General features: G+C 59.4%; 16 protein-coding genes. 7 read left to right on the top strand and 9 right to left on the bottom strand.

What is annotated here, in order from left to right; all coding sequences use genetic code 11:
• The first annotated feature begins 54 nt into the window (after positions 1–54).
• Complete coding sequence (gene repC, locus RGCCGE502_RS28415) at positions 55–1,338, top strand: plasmid replication protein RepC (RefSeq protein ID WP_016557666.1); 1,284 nt, start codon at positions 55–57, stop codon at positions 1,336–1,338.
• Positions 1,339–1,540: 202 nt separating this feature from the next.
• Here the strand turns inward: repC and RGCCGE502_RS28410 are convergent, their stop codons facing one another.
• The 5 genes from RGCCGE502_RS28410 to RGCCGE502_RS28390 form a co-directional block, all read right to left on the bottom strand.
• Positions 1,541–2,278: a ThuA domain-containing protein gene (locus RGCCGE502_RS28410; RefSeq protein ID WP_016557665.1), complete on the bottom strand. Its 738-nt coding sequence runs from the start codon at positions 2,276–2,278 to the stop codon at positions 1,541–1,543.
• Positions 2,279–2,291: 13 nt separating this feature from the next.
• A complete protein-coding gene (locus RGCCGE502_RS28405; protein ID WP_016557664.1) occupies positions 2,292–3,377 on the bottom strand; it encodes an ABC transporter ATP-binding protein in 1,086 nt (361 codons plus the stop codon).
• A gap of 20 nt (positions 3,378–3,397) precedes the next feature.
• Positions 3,398–4,309, bottom strand: a complete 912-nt coding sequence (locus tag RGCCGE502_RS28400; RefSeq protein WP_016557663.1) for a carbohydrate ABC transporter permease — start codon at positions 4,307–4,309, stop codon at positions 3,398–3,400.
• A 1-nt stretch (position 4,310) separates the two neighbouring features.
• A complete protein-coding gene (locus tag RGCCGE502_RS28395; RefSeq protein ID WP_016557662.1) occupies positions 4,311–5,198 on the bottom strand; it encodes a carbohydrate ABC transporter permease in 888 nt (295 codons plus the stop codon).
• A gap of 83 nt (positions 5,199–5,281) precedes the next feature.
• Positions 5,282–6,574 (bottom strand): ABC transporter substrate-binding protein, encoded by a 1,293-nt coding sequence (locus tag RGCCGE502_RS28390; RefSeq protein ID WP_016557661.1) that lies wholly within the window; start codon positions 6,572–6,574, stop codon positions 5,282–5,284.
• A gap of 197 nt (positions 6,575–6,771) precedes the next feature.
• Here RGCCGE502_RS28390 and RGCCGE502_RS28385 point away from each other — a divergent pair, with 197 nt between their 5' ends.
• Together RGCCGE502_RS28385 and RGCCGE502_RS28380 are read left to right on the top strand one after the other, a co-directional pair.
• Positions 6,772–7,779 carry a Gfo/Idh/MocA family protein gene (locus RGCCGE502_RS28385; protein WP_016557660.1) on the top strand — a complete coding sequence of 336 codons (1,008 nt, stop codon included), beginning with the start codon at positions 6,772–6,774 and terminating at the stop codon, positions 7,777–7,779.
• 15 nt (positions 7,780–7,794) lie between these two features.
• Positions 7,795–8,784, top strand: coding sequence for a LacI family DNA-binding transcriptional regulator (locus tag RGCCGE502_RS28380; protein ID WP_016557659.1), 990 nt, complete (start codon positions 7,795–7,797; stop codon positions 8,782–8,784).
• A gap of 7 nt (positions 8,785–8,791) precedes the next feature.
• Here the strand turns inward: RGCCGE502_RS28380 and recX are convergent, their stop codons facing one another.
• Positions 8,792–9,343 (bottom strand): recombination regulator RecX, encoded by a 552-nt coding sequence (gene recX, locus RGCCGE502_RS28375; RefSeq protein WP_016557658.1) that lies wholly within the window; start codon positions 9,341–9,343, stop codon positions 8,792–8,794.
• Positions 9,340–10,248, bottom strand: a complete 909-nt coding sequence (locus tag RGCCGE502_RS28370) for a LysR family transcriptional regulator (protein WP_040675826.1) — start codon at positions 10,246–10,248, stop codon at positions 9,340–9,342. Before RGCCGE502_RS28370 ends, recX begins: the two co-directional genes overlap by 4 nt.
• Before the next feature lie 106 nt (positions 10,249–10,354).
• On the opposite strand from RGCCGE502_RS28370, the gene hglS reads away from it, so the two are divergent.
• From hglS to RGCCGE502_RS28355, 3 genes are read left to right on the top strand one after another with little or no spacing between them, the layout of a single operon-like run.
• Positions 10,355–11,755, top strand: a complete 1,401-nt coding sequence (gene hglS, locus RGCCGE502_RS28365; protein ID WP_016557656.1) for a 2-oxoadipate dioxygenase/decarboxylase HglS — start codon at positions 10,355–10,357, stop codon at positions 11,753–11,755.
• Between the two features lie 49 nt (positions 11,756–11,804).
• Positions 11,805–13,337: an L-piperidine-6-carboxylate dehydrogenase gene (gene amaB, locus RGCCGE502_RS28360; protein WP_016557655.1), complete on the top strand. Its 1,533-nt coding sequence runs from the start codon at positions 11,805–11,807 to the stop codon at positions 13,335–13,337.
• Between the two features lie 8 nt (positions 13,338–13,345).
• Positions 13,346–14,578 (top strand): pyridoxal phosphate-dependent aminotransferase, encoded by a 1,233-nt coding sequence (locus RGCCGE502_RS28355; RefSeq protein ID WP_016557654.1) that lies wholly within the window; start codon positions 13,346–13,348, stop codon positions 14,576–14,578.
• Positions 14,579–14,717: 139 nt separating this feature from the next.
• On the opposite strand, the gene RGCCGE502_RS28350 is transcribed toward RGCCGE502_RS28355, so the two are convergent.
• On the bottom strand, positions 14,718–15,821 hold the full coding sequence (locus tag RGCCGE502_RS28350) for a saccharopine dehydrogenase family protein (protein WP_016557653.1): 1,104 nt from the start codon (positions 15,819–15,821) through the stop codon (positions 14,718–14,720).
• Positions 15,822–15,950: 129 nt separating this feature from the next.
• On the opposite strand from RGCCGE502_RS28350, the gene RGCCGE502_RS28345 reads away from it, so the two are divergent.
• Positions 15,951–16,382 carry an Lrp/AsnC family transcriptional regulator gene (locus tag RGCCGE502_RS28345; RefSeq protein WP_016557652.1) on the top strand — a complete coding sequence of 144 codons (432 nt, stop codon included), beginning with the start codon at positions 15,951–15,953 and terminating at the stop codon, positions 16,380–16,382.
• A 1,537-nt stretch (positions 16,383–17,919) separates the two neighbouring features.
• Here RGCCGE502_RS28345 and RGCCGE502_RS28340 read toward each other — a convergent pair.
• Positions 17,920–18,744: a sugar phosphate isomerase/epimerase family protein gene (locus RGCCGE502_RS28340; protein WP_016557651.1), complete on the bottom strand. Its 825-nt coding sequence runs from the start codon at positions 18,742–18,744 to the stop codon at positions 17,920–17,922.
• Positions 18,745–18,747: the final 3 nt, after the last annotated feature.

Here is an 18,747-nt window from a genome sequence, read left to right as displayed (position 1 = left end):
TATGGGCACCTCTTTGGTGAGTGGATTTCTTTTGCCTTCGTCAAGGTGAAGGTGATGGAAACAGGACATGTGACGACGCCTTTCGGGCGGCGGTCGATGACACTTGGCATGCTCTCCAGCCAGAAGGCCGCGAGCGAACTCAAGCCCGATCGATCGGTCGACAAATGGAAGATCTACAGGGCGCTTTGCGAAGCAAAGCCACTGCTCGGCGTAACCGACCGGGCGCTGGCGGTCCTCAACGCCTTGCTGAGCTTCTACCCGGCAGGCCTCCTGTCCGAGGAAAACGGGCTTATCGTGTTCCCGTCAAACAGCCAGTTGTCACTGCGTTCGCATGGCATGGCCGAGCAGACGATCCGCCGCCATCTCGCCGTGCTTGTCGAGGCCGGCCTGATCATCCGCAAGGATAGTCCGAATGGAAAGCGGTACGCCCGCAGAAACAAGGGGGGGGCGGTCGGAGATGCGTTCGGCTTCTCCCTCGCACCCTTGATCGTCCGTGCCGAGGAAATCGAGGCGCTCGCAGCTGAGGTCGCAGAGCAGCGGCTGCACCTGCAAAGACTGCGGGAGCAATTCACCCTCTGCCGCCGGGATGTTTCCAAACTGATCGAGACCGCGATCGACGAGGAACTTCCGGGAGACTGGGAAACCGCCTTCACCTATTTCCGTGAACTTGTCGACGCCCTGCCGAGAACGCCGACAGCCGATGAAATAGCCGCAGCGCTGGAGGCGATGCAGATCTTGCGTGACGATATTGCCAACAGACTGGAAACATTGCTGAAATCAAAGAAAACGAGCGGCAATCCCGCCCGAAATGAACGGCACATACATAATTCAAACCCCGACTCTACTTTTGATCTTGAACCAGCTTTTGAAACAAAGCAGGAGGCAAATCCGGCGTCCACGATTGAGCCACCTGCTGAAAGGACGAGACAGAGATCAGGTGGGCTAAGTGGGTTCAATCCGCAGGACCGCTCCGGAAACGACAATTCGGGTCTAAAGTCCTTCCCGCTCGCAATGGTTCTGCAGGCCTGCCCGGATATGGCAAGCTATGGCCCGGGTGGCTCGATTACCAGTTGGCGAGATATGATGGCAGCAGCGGTTGTGGTGCGGGGCACCCTCGGTGTCAGCGCGTCAGCGTACGAGGACGCGTGCAACACGATGGGAGCGGAAAACGCGGCAACCGTTATGGCGTGCATTCTCGAACGGGGCGGACACATCAATTCAGCTGGCGCCTATCTGCGTGATCTGACGCGAAGGGCAGAGCGCGGCGAGTTCTCGATCGGTCCAATGTTGATGGCACTGGTTCGTGCACGAGGGGCCGGATCGCGCCGGACCGGGTGAGCTCGACCTCGTGTCTCGAATAAGCCTGAACAGCTGGATGTGCTGGAGAGAAGATCGATGCCTGGCCACCGGATCGGACACGATGCGAATAGGTCGCAACGTAGAATTGCTCTCGAAGCGGCCAGGAAGATGGGGCCGCCTGCGTGTGCTGAGGATCTTAGACCGACCCCAGAAGGGCCGGTCTTTAATGTCCAAAGACTTTTTATGCAGGGCGCTCGTGAAGCGGTACGGCCCTGTGCCAGTTCTCGAGGATCCGGCCATCGGTATGGGACTGCGTCGCCCAGCGGATCCCGTTGGAAATCACCTTGTGCACGGTCTTGTCGTGGTAGATCGGATAAGTCTCGTGCCCAGGACTGAAGAAGAAGATGCGGCCGCGGCCACGTCGGAATGTGCATCCGCTGCGGAACACCTCACCCCCAGAGTACCACGAGATGAAAACCAGTTCGTCGGGTTGAGGAATGTCGAAGGGTTCGCCATACATTTCGGAAGCATTGACTTCGAAATAAGGGGGCAGCCCCTCGGCGATCGGATGGGATGGATCAACGACCCATACCCGCTCGAGATCGCCTTGTGGCGTTTCGCGCCACGAAAGGTTTGCGTTCGTTCCCATCAAACGGCGGAACAACTTCGAGTGATGGCCGGAATGGAGAACGAGCAGACCCATTCCCTTTAGGACACGTTGCTGGATCCGGTCGATCAGGGCGTCACTTACCTCTTGATGCGCCATATGCCCCCACCACAGTAGGACATCGGTGTCGTTGAGAAGATTGTCCGGCAATCCCTCATGCGGGTCATCGAGCGTTCCCCGGCGTATCTCGAAGTCGGCATTGTCGATCCCTGTCGCAATCGCGCCGTCAATACGGTCGGGATAAATGTCCTGAACCTCCTTGTGCAGTTGCTCATGGCGGCCTTCGTTCCAGATGGTAACCTTGATTGTCATGGGATCCTCGATGTTATGAAGCGGTTGCCGGTCGGATGATCCGACCGGTGGAATCAAACAGGTGGCATGCGGATGCGTCGGCTGAGAGTGAGACGCGATCGCCGGGGCGAAGGGCAATGTCCCCTTCTGCGCGAACGACGATCGGTTGCTCGGGCGAACCAACGGTCATGTACGTTTCGACACCCAGGCGTTCGACGATAATGACTTCGGCAGTAAGAGCACCGGTTCCCTCTGCTGCAATCTTCAGGTGTTCCGGCCTTATGCCCAGTGTCGCGTTGCCAGGCCCGATCGTCCCATCGGGGTCGGCAAGCTCCAGCGACAGGCCGAGCGGGGTTTCGGCGCGAAGCGTGCCGGCAACCGGCCTGGTGATTATCACCGGAAGCGTGTTCATCTTCGGCGAGCCGATGAAGGTCGCGACGAATTCATTATCGGGCCGGTGATAGAGGGTCATAGGCGCTCCCTGTTGGGCAACGACCCCCTTGTTGAGAACGACGATACGGTCAGCCATGGTCATGGCCTCGACCTGATCATGCGTAACATAGACGACGGTCGCCTTCAGTTCCCGGTGCAACCGCTGAAGCTCGGCACGCATCTGAACGCGCAGGGCGGAATCGAGGTTGGACAAGGGTTCGTCAAAAAGAATCAATGAGGGCTTCTTGATGATGGCCCGACCGATCGCAACGCGCTGTCGCTGTCCGCCGGACAGAGCAGCGGGACGGCGGTCGAGGTAGTCTGTGAGTTGCAGGATCTCGGCGACGGCGTTCACCTGACGGCGGATATCTGCCTCCGGAACCTTCTTCAGGCTCAGTGAAAAACCTATGTTCTCTGCAACAGTCATATGCGGATAAAGCGCGTATGACTGGAACACCATGGCGATCCCGCGTTTGTCCGGCGAAACATCATTGATGCGCGTGCCGTTCAGGATGAGGTCGCCGTCGTCAATACCCTCAAGTCCGGCGATCATCCGAAGCAAGGTGGACTTTCCGCAGCCGGACGGGCCGACAAAAACCGCGAACTCGCCGTCTTCCACGGTGATGTCGACCCCCTTGATGACCTCCAATGCACCATAGAATTTTCGAACGTTCCTGAGATTGATCATGGTAGAGCTCTTTTCTGGTGTCAGCCTTTGACGCCGCCGGCAAATGTCTGCACGAGGAAACGACGTGCAAAGCCGAAGGCGACGACTGCCGGCAGGAGGTAGATAAAGGCGAGCGCCGCAAGCAGCCCATAGTCGATCTCGTTGATGCGCAGGAATGCGCGGAACAGGCCGAGTGGCAGGGTCTGCAATTCCGGCGAAGAGAGGAAAATCAGCGGCAGCAGGAAGTCGCCCCAGGCCGACATGAAGGCGAACAGTCCGGCGGCGGCCAGTCCCGGGAGCGCCAAGGGGATGAGCACTCGGCGAATGCGCTGTATGAGTGTCGCGCCGTCCATCAGCGCCGCCTCTTCGTAGTCGCGTGGCAGGCCGTCGAAGAACGTCTTCATGATCCACAGGGCCAATGGCAGCTGCATTGTCGCGAGCACGAGGATCAAGCCGAGATAGCCATCGATGAAACCGGTCCAGCGCATGATCGGCCGAGTGTAATCGCCGAAGATCGGCCTCAGAATGGCACCTTCAGCATTGTTCAATGTCAAAAGGAACTTGTAGAGCGGCACAACGAGCGCCGTCGGCGGAAGGACACGGATCAATAGGATGGCATAGAGAAACGGCAGCTTCCACCAAGCTCGGGTTCGCGACAGGGCGTAGCCGCCAAGGCCGGCCAGCACCATCACCAGCACGGTCGCTCCACCGACGACGAAGAGCGAGTTGAACAGCCACTTCGCGCCGTCCTCCTTGGTGAAGACGCGCAAGTAGTTCGCAAAGCTCCATTGCCCGGGCCAGCGAAGGAACAGCTGCGCGTTGCCGTCGAAGGATGCGAGAAGCACCCAGAAGAAGGGAACGGCGCAAAAGATCGAGATCAGCGACAGCGTTGCGTAGGCAAGCAGGTCCGATCGGGTCTTGTTGGCATTTTCGCTCGGGGAGATTACCGCCATCTTAGACTTCCACCTTCATGGCCCTGACATAGCCGACGCCGAGAACCAGCGAGATCAGAAGTGCGACGACGGCGACCGCTGCTCCGTAACCGAGTTGGAATGCTGTAAAGGATTGATTGTAGATGTAGATGCTGACCAGCTCCGTCGCCCCGCCGGGGCCGCCCCGGGTCAGCGCGTAGACGAGGCCGAAGACGGCGATAGTCGATACGGCGGATATCAGCATGTAGAGCAGGATCGTCGGCATCATCAGCGGCAAGGTGATGCGGCGGAACATCTGCGATGGCGTTGCGCCATCCATACGTGCGGCCTCATAGATCTCATTTGGGATGGTGCTCAGACCAGCAGTCAACAGGATCATCGCCGTCGCGATGCCGCGCCACGTGTTGACGATGATGATCATCGACAGCGGAAAGACCTGCAGCCAGTCGGCCGGTGTCACGCCGAAGAAGCTGACGATGCGGCTGAGCGTTGCCTGCTCGCCTCCGGCCAGCATCGAAATCCACATGAAGCCTGCAACGACTTCCGGCGCTGCGTTCGGAAGAAGGATGATCGAAGAGAAGAGGCGACGGAAATGGATGCGACGACGCAGCGCCATCGCCGAGACGAGGCCGAGCACGAATTGTCCGATAACTGCGGAGCCGACGACAAACAGAAAGGTGACGAGCAAGGAGTTCCAGAACTTCGCGTCGTTCAGAAGCCGCGCATAGTTGCGAATGCCGACGAAGCGCGGCCGCAGTGCGGCAGCCCCAGTCAGCGCTTCATTGGTGAAGCTTAGGTAGACGGAGTAAAGCGCGGGATAGATCACGAAGGCCAGAAGCAGTGCAACCGAGGGCAGCAGGATCAGAAGAAGCTGCCGTTCGGCGCGCTTTTCATGGACGTTTCTGGCCATTGAAAGCTCTATAACTCATTTCGGAAGGGAAATCTGGAAACGCGGGCGGGCCCGCGTCTCCCTCGCAATGAGCAGGCCTATGCTTACTTTACGACATCGTCGCCGAGCGTTTCCTTGACGTAGTCGACCAGGATTTTCTGTGCGCCAGCAGCATCGGTTTCCTTGCGCAGCAGCGCTTCTGTCGCGCGGGCAACGCCTTCGGAAACGGTGCCGAAGCCGGAAGCCTGCTTAAGGAAAGTGCCGTTCTCCGCTGCGGCATGGATCGGAACGAGTTCAGTCAGCTTCTTGAAGTCGGCGTTCTTGGCCGCATCCTTGCTGGACGGGATGTTGCCGATACGGGCCGCATAAGAGACCTGCGTCTCTACCGAGCCAATCTCCATCAGCGCCTTCTTTGCGAGTTCCACGTTGGCGGACTTCGAGCTGATGGCCCATGGAGCTGCCAAGTTGGCGAGAACATACTGACCGCCCGTCTGGCCGGGAACAGTCCACGTGCCGACGACCTTGGTCACCTCAGGAATGGGGTTCTTGCTTTCACGACCCCAGTCGAAAATGTAGCACCAGGAACCGCAAGTGGTTGCGGCCAGTTTTCCGGCCGGGAACATCTGATACTTCGGCACAACCCAGGGCTCTGGACCAAGCAACGGCTGCGTCGGCATCAGGTCATTGTCGATCAGCTGCTTGTAGACATCAAAGACATCCTTGATGCCCTCCCCATTCAAATCGAGCTTACCGTCGGCATCGACGAGCTGCGGCGTCTTGGAACCGACGACCAGATGCTGGAAGCCTTCATCGAACGCGCCGCTTCCCCAGGAAACGCCAGCCGGGAAGAGCAGACCATAGGCCCCGGTCTTTTTCTTGATTTCAGCGGCGCGATCGAGCAGTTCCTTCCAGGTCTTCGGCTGCTCGGTCGAGATGCCGGCTTTATCGAGAACGTCCTTGCGATAATAGATTTCCTGAATGCCAAGCATGAACGGCATTACATAGGTTTCGCCATCCGGGCTGACGGCCAGCTGCTTGGCGACATCATAGAAATTGGCGTAGCCGTCCCATGCCTTGATTTCCTTGGTCACCGGCGCGAGGTAACCGGCCTCGACCATGTCAGCGACAGCGGCCGTCGTGGGGATGGAAAAGAGGTCCGGGGCGTTGCCGGCGCCGAGTTCGGTCAACAGCTTCGTCAGATAGTCCTTGTCAGGCGCAGGGTATTCGACGACCTCGACGGTCACACCGTATTTCTTTTCGATCTTCTCGACCGTCGACTTCATGGCGTCGATGCCGGCCTGACCGTGATTGGCAATTCGGATTGTCTCGGCATGCGCCAGCGTGGAAACAGCGCCAAGCAGAATGGCGCACAGGCCACCAATGACCGTCTTCTTCAACGGAAGTCCTCCCTTTTGGTTCGCGGCGCCCTCCAGCACCACAGTCAAAAATGTACACGCATTCCATTTGCTGGCAAGATGGTTTTTGAGTCCATTTTTGAGAAGCCGTAACGCATTGAAAATGATGATTTAATAAATGTTGTCTTCAATGGTTCATTTGTGTAACCGTATGCACACTGCATTTGGGAGGATGTTGCATGTCACGAAAATTGCGGCTTGGCGTCATTGGCGCAGGCCTGAAGGCGGCCGAGTATGCGGCAAGCTGGGCACGCATGCCCGAGATCGAATTTGTCGCGCTTGCCGATCCGATTTCTGCCTCTCGAAAGCGCCTGATCGACGTATGCGTTGCCGCTGGAGCAGCCGCGCCGAAGAGCTTCGACGACTACCGAGAGATGCTGGCTTCCTGCCGTGACGAGCTTGATATCATCTACGTCTCCACGCCACATGCGTTTCATGGTGAGCAGGCAACGGCTGTCGCGGAAGTTGGCCTGGATCTCTTCCTTGAGAAGCCAATGGTGACGACGGTGGCGGAAGCCGAGCGGCTGATTGGGGCGCAGAAGAAGAGCGGTGTGATCATCGTAACCGCTTTCCAGGGCAGTCTTTCGCCCCTGGTGATCGATACGCGCAAACGGGCGCTTGACGGGGAGTTCGGCCAGCTGATTGCAATATCTGGGATGATCTGGGAGAGCTGGTCCGGCAACTATGACGGTCATTGGAAGCAACAACCAGAGATTTCAGGCGGCGGTTTCATGTTCGACACCGGCGCCCATATGATGAACACTGTCTGTCTGCTGGCCAATTCGGATTTCGAGAGCGTATCGGCCTATATGAACAATCACGGCAAGGAGGTCGACATTGCCACCGCCGTCTCGGCCCGCCTCAAGAACGGCGCGCTGGCGACGCTGACGGCTGCTGGCGAGGGTCCTCCCGGCTGCGCTTCCTACATTACCTTCTTCTATTCGAAAGCAATCGTTTGCATCGATGCCTGGGGCGGATGGCGCGAGATCAGCGTCGGGCGCAATGCCCAGCCGCGAGAAGAGGCGGAAATTCTCGGCAATCCGATGAAAAACTTCCTCGCCATTCGCGACGGGACAATGGAAAACACCGGCTCCGTTGAAATGGGCCTGCGATTCGCTAGGCTCTGGGATGCAATCAAGGAATCGGCTGCGGCAGACGGTGTGCCCGTCAGGATAGCCGCGCCATAGGCGTGGAATATTGGAATGAACAAGCGACGCATCACCTCGAAGGAACTGGCAAAGCTCGCCGGGGTGTCGTCTGCTACGATCTCGCGAGCCTTCTCACCCGACTCCAGGATCGGAAGCGCAACTCGCGACCGCATCCTGGCCGTTGCTCGCGAGCATGGCTATCAGCCAAACGCCATTGCCCGCTCACTCAACAACCAGCGATCGCGCCTGGTGGCGCTGGTGGTCAACGCGATCGGCAATCCGTGCGAAGCAGAAGAACAGCAACTTCTCGTCCATCGGCTGCAGGCCAGGCAACTTTTGCCAATCATCCTGTGCTGCGCCGATCATGATGATCGGCTGCAACTCATGCGACTTGCCTCGACCTATCAGGTGGATCACGTTGTCATCTTCTCCGACATGGTCTCGATGCAGGACGCCGTCGACATATTCCATACGACCAAGCCGATCATGGTCTCCTTTGAACCGCTCGACAATGAGAAGGTCTCAAGCGTCCGGATAGACGGATCGGCCGCCGCTGACGAAATCATCGACAAGATCGCGAGCGACGGAAAGAAGCGCTTCGCTTACCTTTCGGGCACGAAATCCAGCTGGATCGACAAGCTGCGCCGCAAGTGGTTCGTTGACGCGCTTGCCAGGCGCGGCCTGACGCTACAGGCCGAGGCCTTCGGTGACTACAGTTACGATTCCGGTTTCAAGGAATCTGTTTTGCTTCTTCACCGCGCCAAGGTGGATGCGATCATCTGCGGCAACGACGTCATGGCGATCGGTGCGCGCGATGCGGCACGGCGTGTGCTCGGGAAGAACACGCCCGATGATATTGCCATCGTCGGACAGGACGGGATCGCGATGGCGGCATGGGACTGCAACGATTTGACGACGCTGAGCCTCGACCATGTGGCCTTCATCGATGCCGTCATGGAGCTTATCGAGCGCCATGACGCCGAACTCGAAGGCCCCCACAGCATTACTCTGACCTGCACGGCCCGCTGGGGTTCTACTGCATAGGAAAGAACTATCGAGATCGCGCGATCACAACGTCTTCCGCCTCTTCGCGGCTCATACCAAGAACAGCCCTGCCCATCTCGATGCTGAAACCGTTGCGTGCGAACGCCGCCATCTCCTTGATCACGCGGTCCCGATCGCCGTCGCCTCGCCGAAATGGCCCGAAGGCGCGTCTGCGCGCAAAGACCACGGCCGCCAGCAAGTCGTCTGCTTCATCGAGCGCGGCCTTGATGGTTTCTCGATCGACACCCTTCTGTGACAGTTTCTGAGCGATGTGTCGCTTCGATCTGCCACTGCGAACCCCGGAGCGCGTCCTGATTTCAGCATAGGCAGTATCGTTCAGGCCCGCATGCTCATAGGCGAACGCGACAGCCGAGTCCGCGATCGCCTTGAGTTGCACCTCGCTGATGTCTGTGAATTTTTGTTTCGCCTTGCGGATGATGGCATCGAACAGCTGCCGTTCCGTCATCATCTGTCGCTCGAGTCGATAAATCGTCGAATTTCTGGCCCAGCTCAGCATCCGTGCTGTCGGGATATCGGGTGGTGTCGGCTCGTCGCTCACGATTGAATGGCGTCCTTATTTCCTACCTGTGAGAGGAGCCAAGCCGTGAACGCCAGGCCGAGCGCGTGTTCTCGCTTACCATCCGGCGTCACCACATAGTAGTTGTTCTCGGTCGACATCGGTCGGTCGACAACGATTTTCAGTTTTCCGGAGCTCAGCTCCTGTTCGATTAGATATAGTGGCAGAAGCGCAAACCCCAGTGCCACTGAGGCTGCTTCGATGATCATCGAAAACTGGTCGAACCGGTTGCCCCGATAAGACGGATCGGCGTCGATGTCGCAGTGTTCGAACCACTGGCGCCAAAGTCTCGGGCGCGTCGCCAGATGCAGGAGAGGCTTGTCTACAAGTTCCGCTGCGCTCGCGACTGGATCAGATTGCAGCAGGCTCGGGCTGGCAACCGGAACGATCTTTTCGTCGCAGAGAAAAGTGCAGGTTGCGCGTGCCCAGATCGGCTGGCCGTAGTGAATGGCAAGATCAAAGCCTTCCTCCTCAAAGTCGAACGGCTCTGAGCGCGAGGCTATGTCGACGAGGGAACCTGGATGGGTCGCCAGAAAATTTGGCAGCCGAGGCGTCAGCCAGCGGCTGCCGAATGTCGGCAAGGTGGCGAGCGAAAGGGTTGCCGTGGCGCCGGAGGCCGCCCGGATCATCATCTCTTCCGTCTGGTGCAACAGACGCCGTGCCTCCGGCAAAAGCCGCTTGCCGGCTTCCGACAGGATCGCTCGCTGCCGCACGCGTTCGAACAGGAGGACACCGAGCTGCGTTTCAAGGTCCTTGATTTGCCGGCTGACGGCGCTCTGCGTCAGGTTCAGTTCGAGGGCTGCCGTGGTGAAGTTGCCGTGGCGGGCGGCCGACTCGAAGGACTGCAGTGTAGTCAAGTCAGGCATAAGCTTTCGAGGCAAAGTCATTCCGAAACCGCATCATCTTAGCTTCATTTATCGTTATTCATCTACTCCACGCGCGATATGATCGCAATTCAGAATGAACTCTTCCAACTGGCACTGTGAGATAAATATGTCGACCAGAAGTTTCGTGTCCTCCTGCAGCATCCGCTCTGCATTTTCCGCGGCCATGTCAGCCATGTATCGGACCGAGGTGCCGGCCTACGGCACGCTGATGAATATCGTGGCCAGGGTGAACACGGCAATGCTTGACGCCGATCCGGCGCTTAAGCGGCGGCTGGAAGAAACCGATTCCCTGGAGCGTGTATCGGAAGAGCGACACGGCGCCATTCGTCTTGGAACGGCTGCAGAACTTGCGATGATGCGGCGCGTCTTCGCCGTTATGGGCATGTTTCCAGTCGGCTACTACGACCTTAGCGAGGCCGGGGTGCCGGTCCATTCCACCGCGTTCCGGCCGGTGGGCGATGCGGCCTTGAAGCGCAATCCGTTCCGCGTCTTCACCTCTCTCCTGCGTCTCGATCTGATTGCTGACGAGGCACTTCGCGCCGAAGCCGAGACGATCCTGCATAAGCGTAAGATCTTCACCGCCAGTGCTGCCGAACTGACGGAAAAGGCCGAACAGCAAGGCGGTCTCGACGCGGACGATGCCAAGCGCTTCGTTGCCGAGGTTCTGGAGACTTTCCGTTGGCATAATCAGGCCAATGTCGACCTCGCCATGTACAAGCGCCTGCACGATGCGCACCGGCTGATCGCCGATGTTGTCTCCTTCAAGGGCCCGCACATCAATCACCTGACGCCGCGTACCCTCGATATCGACGAAGTGCAGCGCCTGATGCCAGAATATGGCATTGCGCCAAAGGCCGTTGTCGAGGGGCCGCCAAGCCGGCGCTGTGCCATTCTGTTGCGGCAGACGTCGTTCAAGGCGCTCGAGGAAGCCGTCTCCTTCCAGGATGCGGATGGGACCTGGCAGCAAGGGACGCATACGGCTCGCTTCGGGGAAATCGAAAGCCGTGGTATCGCCCTGACCCCGAAGGGCCGTGGCCTTTACGACAAGCTTCTGACGGGGTCACGCAAGATCGTGCGCCCGGCAGCCGATGGCTCGAACGCGAGAGCTTATGAAAAGGCGCTCGCCGATGCGTTCGTGCCTTTCCCTGACAGTTGGGCCGAAATTCGCGACCAGGGCCTTGGTTACTTCCGTTACTCGCTCACCCCAAAGGGCCAAAGCACGATTGCCCCGGCTGATGTGAGCATTGATCAACTCGTGGCGGATGGTCTCGTCTGCTTCGACCCGATCGTCTATGAGGACTTCCTGCCCGTCAGCGCGGCTGGCATCTTCCAATCCAACCTCGGCGACGAGGCGGCTCAGGATTTTACCGCAAACCCTAACCAGCAGCGCTTCGAGCGCGATCTCGGTGCCTCGGTTCTCAACGAATTCGACCACTACGCCGGTATCGAGGCGCAATCGATCGCTGAGTGCCGCGCCCTTCTGACTGCGGCGCAAGCGGCTGAATAAAGCGAGCTGAAACCGACAATCCTCCAGTACATCACAGAGAGTTTTTCACATGACCATCGCAGCAAGAACAGTGAATGTGACCCAGGAAACCGTCGCACTTCTCGACAAGATCGGCGTCGACAAGGCGCTCTACACCGGCGGAGACATGGCCTCTTACAGCCCGGTCACGGGTGAACAGCTCGCAGCCCTGAAGACGGACAGCCGTGATGCCGCGACCGCGAAGATCGAAAAAGCCGCCCGCGCTTTTCAGGCCTGGCGCCTGGTTCCCGCGCCCAAGCGCGGCGAACTCGTTCGCCTGCTCGGCGAGGAACTGCGCGCGGTGAAGACGGAGCTTGGCCGACTGGTGTCGATCGAGGCCGGCAAAATCCCGTCCGAAGGTCTTGGTGAAGTGCAGGAAATGATCGACATCTGCGATTTCGCCGTCGGTCTGTCCCGCCAGCTCTACGGCTTGACGATCGCAACCGAACGCCCCGGCCATCGGATGATGGAAACCTGGCATCCCCTCGGTGTCGTCGGTGTGATCTCCGCCTTCAACTTCCCGGTTGCCGTCTGGGCCTGGAACGGTGCGCTGGCGTTGGTTTGCGGCAATGCCGTCGTCTGGAAACCTTCGGAGAAGACGCCGCTGACCGCGCTCGCTTCGCAGACGATCCTGCAGCGTGCCATTGCCCGTTTCGGCGACGCCCCGGAGGGTCTGAGCGAAGTGCTGATCGGCGATCGTGCCGTCGGCGAGATTCTGGTCGATCATCCGAAGGTACCGGTGGTATCCGCGACGGGCTCGACCCGCATGGGCCGGGAAGTCGGTCCGCGGCTGGCGCGCCGCTTTGCCCGTTCGATCCTCGAGCTCGGCGGTAACAACGCGGGTATCGTCTGCCCGTCTGCCGATCTCGACATGGCGCTGCGCGCCATCGCCTTTGGCGCCATGGGCACGGCAGGCCAGCGTTGCACGACGCTTCGCCGTCTCTTCGTGCACGAAAGCGTCTACGACCAGCTCGTGCCGCGCCTGAAGAAAGCCTATGCCAATGTCTCGGTCGGCAACCCGCTCGAAACGACGGCGCTTGTCGGTCCGCTGATTGACAAGCTTGCCTTCGACGGCATGCAGAAGGCGCTTGGCGAGGCGAAGGCCCATGGCGGCGCCGTCAACGGCGGTGAGCGCGTCGCAATGCCCCACGACAAAGCTTACTACGTCAAGCCGGCGCTGGTGGAAATGCCCGCGCAGGTCGGCCCAGTGCTGGAAGAAACGTTCGCGCCAATCCTTTACGTGATGAAATACACCGACTTCGACAAGGTGATCGAAGACCACAACGCCGTCGGCGCTGGTCTCTCCTCGTCGATCTTCACGCTGGACCTTCGCGAAGCCGAGCGTTTCCTCTCGGCCGACGGATCCGATTGCGGCATCGCCAACGTCAACATCGGGACTTCGGGTGCCGAAATCGGCGGCGCGTTTGGTGGTGAGAAGGAAACCGGCGGCGGCCGCGAGTCTGGCTCCGACGCGTGGAAGGCTTACATGCGCCGTGCCACCAACACGGTGAACTACTCCAGGGCTCTGCCGCTTGCGCAGGGCGTCTCCTTCGAAATCGAATAGGAGCTGATATGACGATCGATGTGAAAATTGGGGAGGCGGGTTTTCGGCCCGCCTCGAGGATATCTTCTATCGGTGTCTCCGAGATCCTGCAGATCGGTGCACGCGCCGCGGCCATGAAGCGGCAAGGCAAGCCGGTCATCGTGCTTGGTGCCGGTGAACCCGATTTCGAAACGCCCGACCATGTCAAGCAGGCAGCCTGGAACGCCATGCAGCGTGGGGAGACCAAATATACCGCGCTCGACGGCACGCCGGCGCTGAAGGAAGCGATCCGCACCAAGTTTCAGCGCGAGAACGATGTTTGTTTCGACGTGAGCGAGATAACGGTCGCCACCGGTGCAAAGCAGATCCTCTTCAACGCGATGATGGCGACGATTGATGCCGGCGACGAGGTTATCATCCCCACGCCCTACTGGACGTCCTATTCCGACATCGTCCAGATCTGCGAAGGCAAGCCGGTTCTTGTCCCTTGCGACGCGGAAAGCGGCTTCCGGCTGACGGCCGAAAAGCTCGAGGCGGCGATCACGCCGCGGACACGCTGGCTGTTGTTGAACTCGCCATCCAATCCATCGGGCGCAGCCTATAGCGCCGATGACTACCGACCGTTGCTGGATGTGCTCCTCAGGCATCCACATCTCTGGCTGATGGTCGACGATATGTACGAACACATCGTCTACGACGATTTTCGTTTCGTCACGCCGTTGCAGTTGGAGCCGCGTCTGCGTGAACGCACGCTTACGATCAACGGCGTCTCCAAAGCCTACGCGATGACGGGCTGGCGCATCGGCTATGCCGGCGGCCCTAAGCCGCTGATCAGGGCGATGGCGGTCGTACAGAGCCAGGCAACGTCCTGCCCCTCCTCGATCAGCCAGGCGGCGGCTGTTGCCGCGCTCAACGGACCGCAGGATTTTCTTGCGGAGCGAACCGAAGGCTTCAGGCGGCGCCGCGATCTGGTCGTTTCGGGGCTCAACGCCATCGATGGTCTTGATTGCCGCACGCCCGAGGGCGCCTTCTACACCTTCTCCGGCTGCGGTGGAATTCTCGGCCGGACAACGAAAGCCGGCCGCACGATCACGACGGACAGCGAGTTCTGCACCTACCTGCTCGAAGAGGCGAATGTCGCCGTCGTCCCGGGCTCGGCCTTCGGCCTTTCGCCGTTCTTCCGGATCTCCTACGCTTCGGCGGAGCAGGATCTCAAGGAAGCGCTGGAGCGTATCGCGGCTGCTTGCCGACGGCTCGGCTAATCCTCAGCGGCGCGAGGCTGGTTTACCCGTTTCGCGTGCTGCCTGCCTATGGCCGACGGAAGTTCGGCCTTCGAGGAATGCAAAACGCCCGGATCGTCTCCGGGCGTTTTCTCTTGCGTGCTTCTTGGCGAAAGATTGTTTAGCCAGCAATCTTCTCGCCGTAAGCCTTCTGCGCATAGTAGTGGCCGAAGCGGCTGTCCAGGAACGCATCAAGTCCGATATCTTCCTGGCGGATGAAGCCCTTCGCCGGCAGATCGCCCTTGGCGAGCATGTCGAGAACGGCGCAAATGCTGCAGGCGGTCGTGATCTGGATGGCGCTCATCATGCGGCCGGCAACAACGGCGCTGTAGACCTTGTTGGCATAGGTTTCCTGCACAAGGCGACCGTTCTTCCAACCGGACACGGTAACAAAGACGATTACGACGTCCTGCATCGTGGACGGCAGTGCGTGCTCGAGGATATCCTTAAGGACTTCGCGGCGATGGCGCAGGCCGAGATCGCTGAGCAGCGCCTTCATGATGGCGGCGTGGCCCGGATAGCGGATGGTGCGATAATTCAGCGTGCGAACCTTGCCCTTCAGTGTCTCGCAGAGCGTGCCGAGACCACCCGAGGTGTTGAAGGCTTCGTAGGTCACGCCGTCGAGCGAGAATTCTTCGCGCTCTTCCAGCGCCGGCACTTCGATCAATTGTCCGTCGACGATCGCTTCGCACGGCTCGATGTATTCGTTGATAACGCCGTCGGTGCTCCAGGTCAGATTGTAGTTAAGCGCATTCGACGGATATTGCGGCAAAGCCCCAACGCGCATCCGGACGCTATCGAGTTTGTCGAAGCGGCTGGCAAGATCGTTGGCGACGATCGAGATGAAGCCTGGCGCGAGGCCGCATTGCGGGATGAAGGCGGTGGACGCGTTCGCAGCAATCGCCTTGACGCGGCGGGTGGATTCGACGTCTTCAGTTAGGTCGAGGTAGTGCACGCCGGCCTTGGCGGCAGCCTCGGCGATCGCGATAGTCAGGTGGAACGGAGCAGCACTCAGGACGGCGAATTTGCCGGAGAGCAGTTTGACCACAGCGGCATGGTCAGCGATATCGATTTCCGCCAGGCTGAGGGCGGAATTCGCCTCAATGTGTTCCAGTTGCTGCTTGCTGCGATCGGCAAGCGTGACGTGATAGTCGCCGGAATGGATGAGAAGGCGGGCAATCGTTGAGCCGATCTTGCCGGCACCGATGACGACGATGTTTTTCATATGCGTTCCCCTAACTGGATCCAAAAATCTTTATGGCCTTTTTATTCACGTCAGGTTGGTTGATTCAAAGCGCCATATTGATAAGAATGACCGCCTTATTTTGGCGGATTGCCGCCGGAGATGGTCAATATGACGATGAGCGACAAGGATCGGCAACTTTTGTCGATCCTCAGCGAGAATGCCCGCATACCGACGGCCATGTTGGCCCGCAAGCTTGGTCTGTCACGCACGACAGTCCAGGCGAAGATTGAGCGGCTGGAGCGGGACGGCGTCATTGCCGGCTACGGTGTGCGCCTGTCCGATTCTTTCGAAAGCGGGCAGATAAAGGCGCATGTGCTCATCACGCTGGCAGCGAAGGCACTTGGGCGCGTGACGCTTGAGCTGCAGGCGATGGCGCACGTCCGGGTCGTCTATTCCGTTAGCGGCAGCTTCGACATGATCGCAATCGTTGCCGCGGAATCCATCAGCGAGCTCGATACGGTCATTGACAAGATCGGCGAGCTCGAGGGGGTCGAAAAGACCCTCTCGTCGATTATCCTGTCGACGCGCGTCAACCGCTAGAGTCGTCCGGTCGCATTGCGCGCACTGCATTTTGGTGTCGGGCCGGTTGCTTCTTCCAAGCGCCCGAATTGATCTGGCTGCTCGAACGCCAGTGTGCCGAGGCGCCGTCATTTCAGTTGCGTTGACGGCGTGTGTGGACAAGCGGGAGACGACGCTCGTCCCATCCGCGCCGGCTTTCCCGAAGGCACCTGTTTGCCTGTGCACTGGTGCAGATGATCCGCGAAGCTGACGAGCGGCGCAGGATGGCATGCTGGTTTTGGAGTTTGCCGAGGATGAACTCACGTTGGTGATACGCCCGCGCCGGCAGGTTAGCACTTTTCGAGCCATGAATTTGTTTTGCTGTCGCAGTAACGGGCCTGTCGCCGGATCACCGTGAGAGAGAGCCGATGTGCGTGAGGTCGTCGGTTTCTGGACGCGCCTGGAACGCGCAGCAGCTTTTTGAATTCTGTCAGAATTAGCGGCGCGGCGGTGATCTTGGTTGTCCGCACCGCTGGCGCACGGCTCCAAGGACCGTTGATTGCAGACCACGCTCCCGTTTCTGGAGGTTCGGGGGGCGGCCGTCTATGTATGTCAACCGGAGTCCTCTTGGAGGCCACGTGCTGGCCCCGTCGGAATGTTCCCCGCGGGGAACGATCCAAGCTTGAGTTCGAAGCGCCAGAAACCGACGTCGGAATTCTGCAGGGCGGTTTAAGTGGCTAATGTTCAGCGGCAACCGTTTCCTGCTCCCGTTTGGTTCTGGATGCGCGTTGGCTTTGATCCGGTGATGATACTAATGGCCAGGGTGCCAGACCAAAATGGCCTGTCTGCTATGGCGGTGTCTCCCTGAGCCTGCGGTGGAGGCCCCGGTTGGCATGCAGAAAGTGGGGCTGTTTCTCACGGCGTGATGGACAACACGGGCCGACCAACGCTGACTGCCAATAGGGCGCGCGTACCGTGGGAATGGCGAGGCGTCGGTTTGTGCTGGCTGCGCCGCAACGCGATCAGGGTTCATCGGGCAGTTGCCGTCGCGATTTGAGAGTTCCCCGCGGGGAACCTTGGCATGGCTCGCACGCCCTCGACTGCTCAGGGTCTCATGCGTGCCTCTGGACAACGATTGTTGGCGACAGTTCCGTGCGTGGACTAAGCGAAGGCTGTCTCCTGTCCTTGGCAAGGATTGATCAGGTTATTCAGTAGAAAGTTCCCCGCGGGGAACTGCAGGATATCGATCGGAGGACGGTTGTCGTTCGGTGAGCAGACCCGTCTCACCTGGCCCTGAACCACAGAGCCGCCGGACGGGGAAGATTTGTCGTAACTGCGGTTGACAAATCACCCCCCAATCCGGATTCTGAAGGAGACCGGAATGACTGCGGCAGCGACAGAATCGACTCTCAAAGACCGATTTTCGTCCCTAGAACGAAGCTTGCCCCCCGCAAGCACGGCCCGAAAGCGCAAGTCCGGGAAAAATTGCGTCATGCATAGCGGAAGTAACAGCCGCATTTGCTTCCGTAACGAAAAAACATCATGGTTAACCAGGTATTTAACGGCGCCTCTCTCAGGCTCAGCAGACACTCCTGAAACGCTCGACACATGTCGAAAGTACCTGTTCGCCAGGCTGCTTCCACCAGTTCCCTGCCGAAAAGATCTCGACCTCCTGCGCTCCATGGTAGCCGGCGGCCTCAATGGAACGGCGGATTCCCCTAAGGTCGATCACGCCGTCCCCCATCATCCCGCGATCGAGCAAAAGGTCCGTTGTTGGCACCAGCCAGTCGCAGATATGGTGGGCGAGGATCCGGCCAGCTGCTCCCGCCCGGGAGATCTGCTGTTCGAGTTTGGGGTCCCACCACACATGGTACACGTCGATTGCGACACCTATCCCGTCACCGAGAAGATCGCAGATGTCGAGCGCCTGCTCGAGGGTATTCACACAGGCTCGGTCGGCTGCATACATCGGATGGAGAGGTTCGATGGCGAGCGGTATGCCGGCGGAGCGTGCGTGCGGGAGGATCTGGGCGATACCGTCCGCCACCATCTCGCGGGCCTCGGCGATGTTTCTTGATCCGACAGGCAGACCACCGACAACAAGGACGAGGCAGTCGGCGTTAAGAGCCGCTGCCTCGTCGATGGCCTTCCTGTTGTCGTCGATTGCCGTGGCGCGGGCCGCTGGATTGCCAGCAGGAAACATGCCACCGCGGCATAGTCCCGTCACTTTCAATCCGTTTTCGGCGACAATGCGCGACGCCTCCGCAAGACCGATCGCGTGAACCTGGTCGCGCCATGGAGCGATCGCGACGATATCCTGTCTGAGGCATGCATCGACGGCCTGCCGCATGTTGTACTGTTCGCGGACGGTCGCGAGATTGATCGATAGGCCGTTGACTGGCATGCG

The sequence above is a fragment of the Rhizobium grahamii CCGE 502 genome (genome assembly GCF_000298315.2).
In the GTDB taxonomy this organism is placed as follows: domain Bacteria; phylum Pseudomonadota; class Alphaproteobacteria; order Rhizobiales; family Rhizobiaceae; genus Rhizobium; species Rhizobium grahamii.
The sequence above is the reverse complement of the archived record's forward strand: the minus strand, read 5'-3'. Positions and strand labels throughout refer to the sequence as shown.

Bases quoted from the DNA above. Each gene is read 5' to 3' on its own strand.
- RGCCGE502_RS28385 (WP_016557660.1), top strand. From the start codon at position 6,772: ATGTCACGAAAATTGCGGCTTGGCGTCATTGGCGCAGGCCTGAAGGCG.
- hglS (WP_016557656.1), top strand. From the start codon at position 10,355: ATGTCGACCAGAAGTTTCGTGTCCTCCTGCAGCATCCGCTCTGCATTT.
- RGCCGE502_RS28410 (WP_016557665.1), bottom strand. From the start codon at position 2,278: ATGACAATCAAGGTTACCATCTGGAACGAAGGCCGCCATGAGCAACTG.
- repC (WP_016557666.1), top strand. From the start codon at position 55: ATGGAAACAGGACATGTGACGACGCCTTTCGGGCGGCGGTCGATGACA.
- RGCCGE502_RS28345 (WP_016557652.1), top strand. From the start codon at position 15,951: ATGACGATGAGCGACAAGGATCGGCAACTTTTGTCGATCCTCAGCGAG.
- RGCCGE502_RS28355 (WP_016557654.1), top strand. From the start codon at position 13,346: ATGACGATCGATGTGAAAATTGGGGAGGCGGGTTTTCGGCCCGCCTCG.
- RGCCGE502_RS28350 (WP_016557653.1), bottom strand. From the start codon at position 15,821: ATGAAAAACATCGTCGTCATCGGTGCCGGCAAGATCGGCTCAACGATT.
- RGCCGE502_RS28405 (WP_016557664.1), bottom strand. From the start codon at position 3,377: ATGATCAATCTCAGGAACGTTCGAAAATTCTATGGTGCATTGGAGGTC.
- RGCCGE502_RS28370 (WP_040675826.1), bottom strand. From the start codon at position 10,248: ATGACTTTGCCTCGAAAGCTTATGCCTGACTTGACTACACTGCAGTCC.
- amaB (WP_016557655.1), top strand. From the start codon at position 11,805: ATGACCATCGCAGCAAGAACAGTGAATGTGACCCAGGAAACCGTCGCA.
- RGCCGE502_RS28400 (WP_016557663.1), bottom strand. From the start codon at position 4,309: ATGGCGGTAATCTCCCCGAGCGAAAATGCCAACAAGACCCGATCGGAC.
- RGCCGE502_RS28395 (WP_016557662.1), bottom strand. From the start codon at position 5,198: ATGGCCAGAAACGTCCATGAAAAGCGCGCCGAACGGCAGCTTCTTCTG.
- RGCCGE502_RS28380 (WP_016557659.1), top strand. From the start codon at position 7,795: ATGAACAAGCGACGCATCACCTCGAAGGAACTGGCAAAGCTCGCCGGG.
- RGCCGE502_RS28340 (WP_016557651.1), bottom strand. From the start codon at position 18,744: ATGCCAGTCAACGGCCTATCGATCAATCTCGCGACCGTCCGCGAACAG.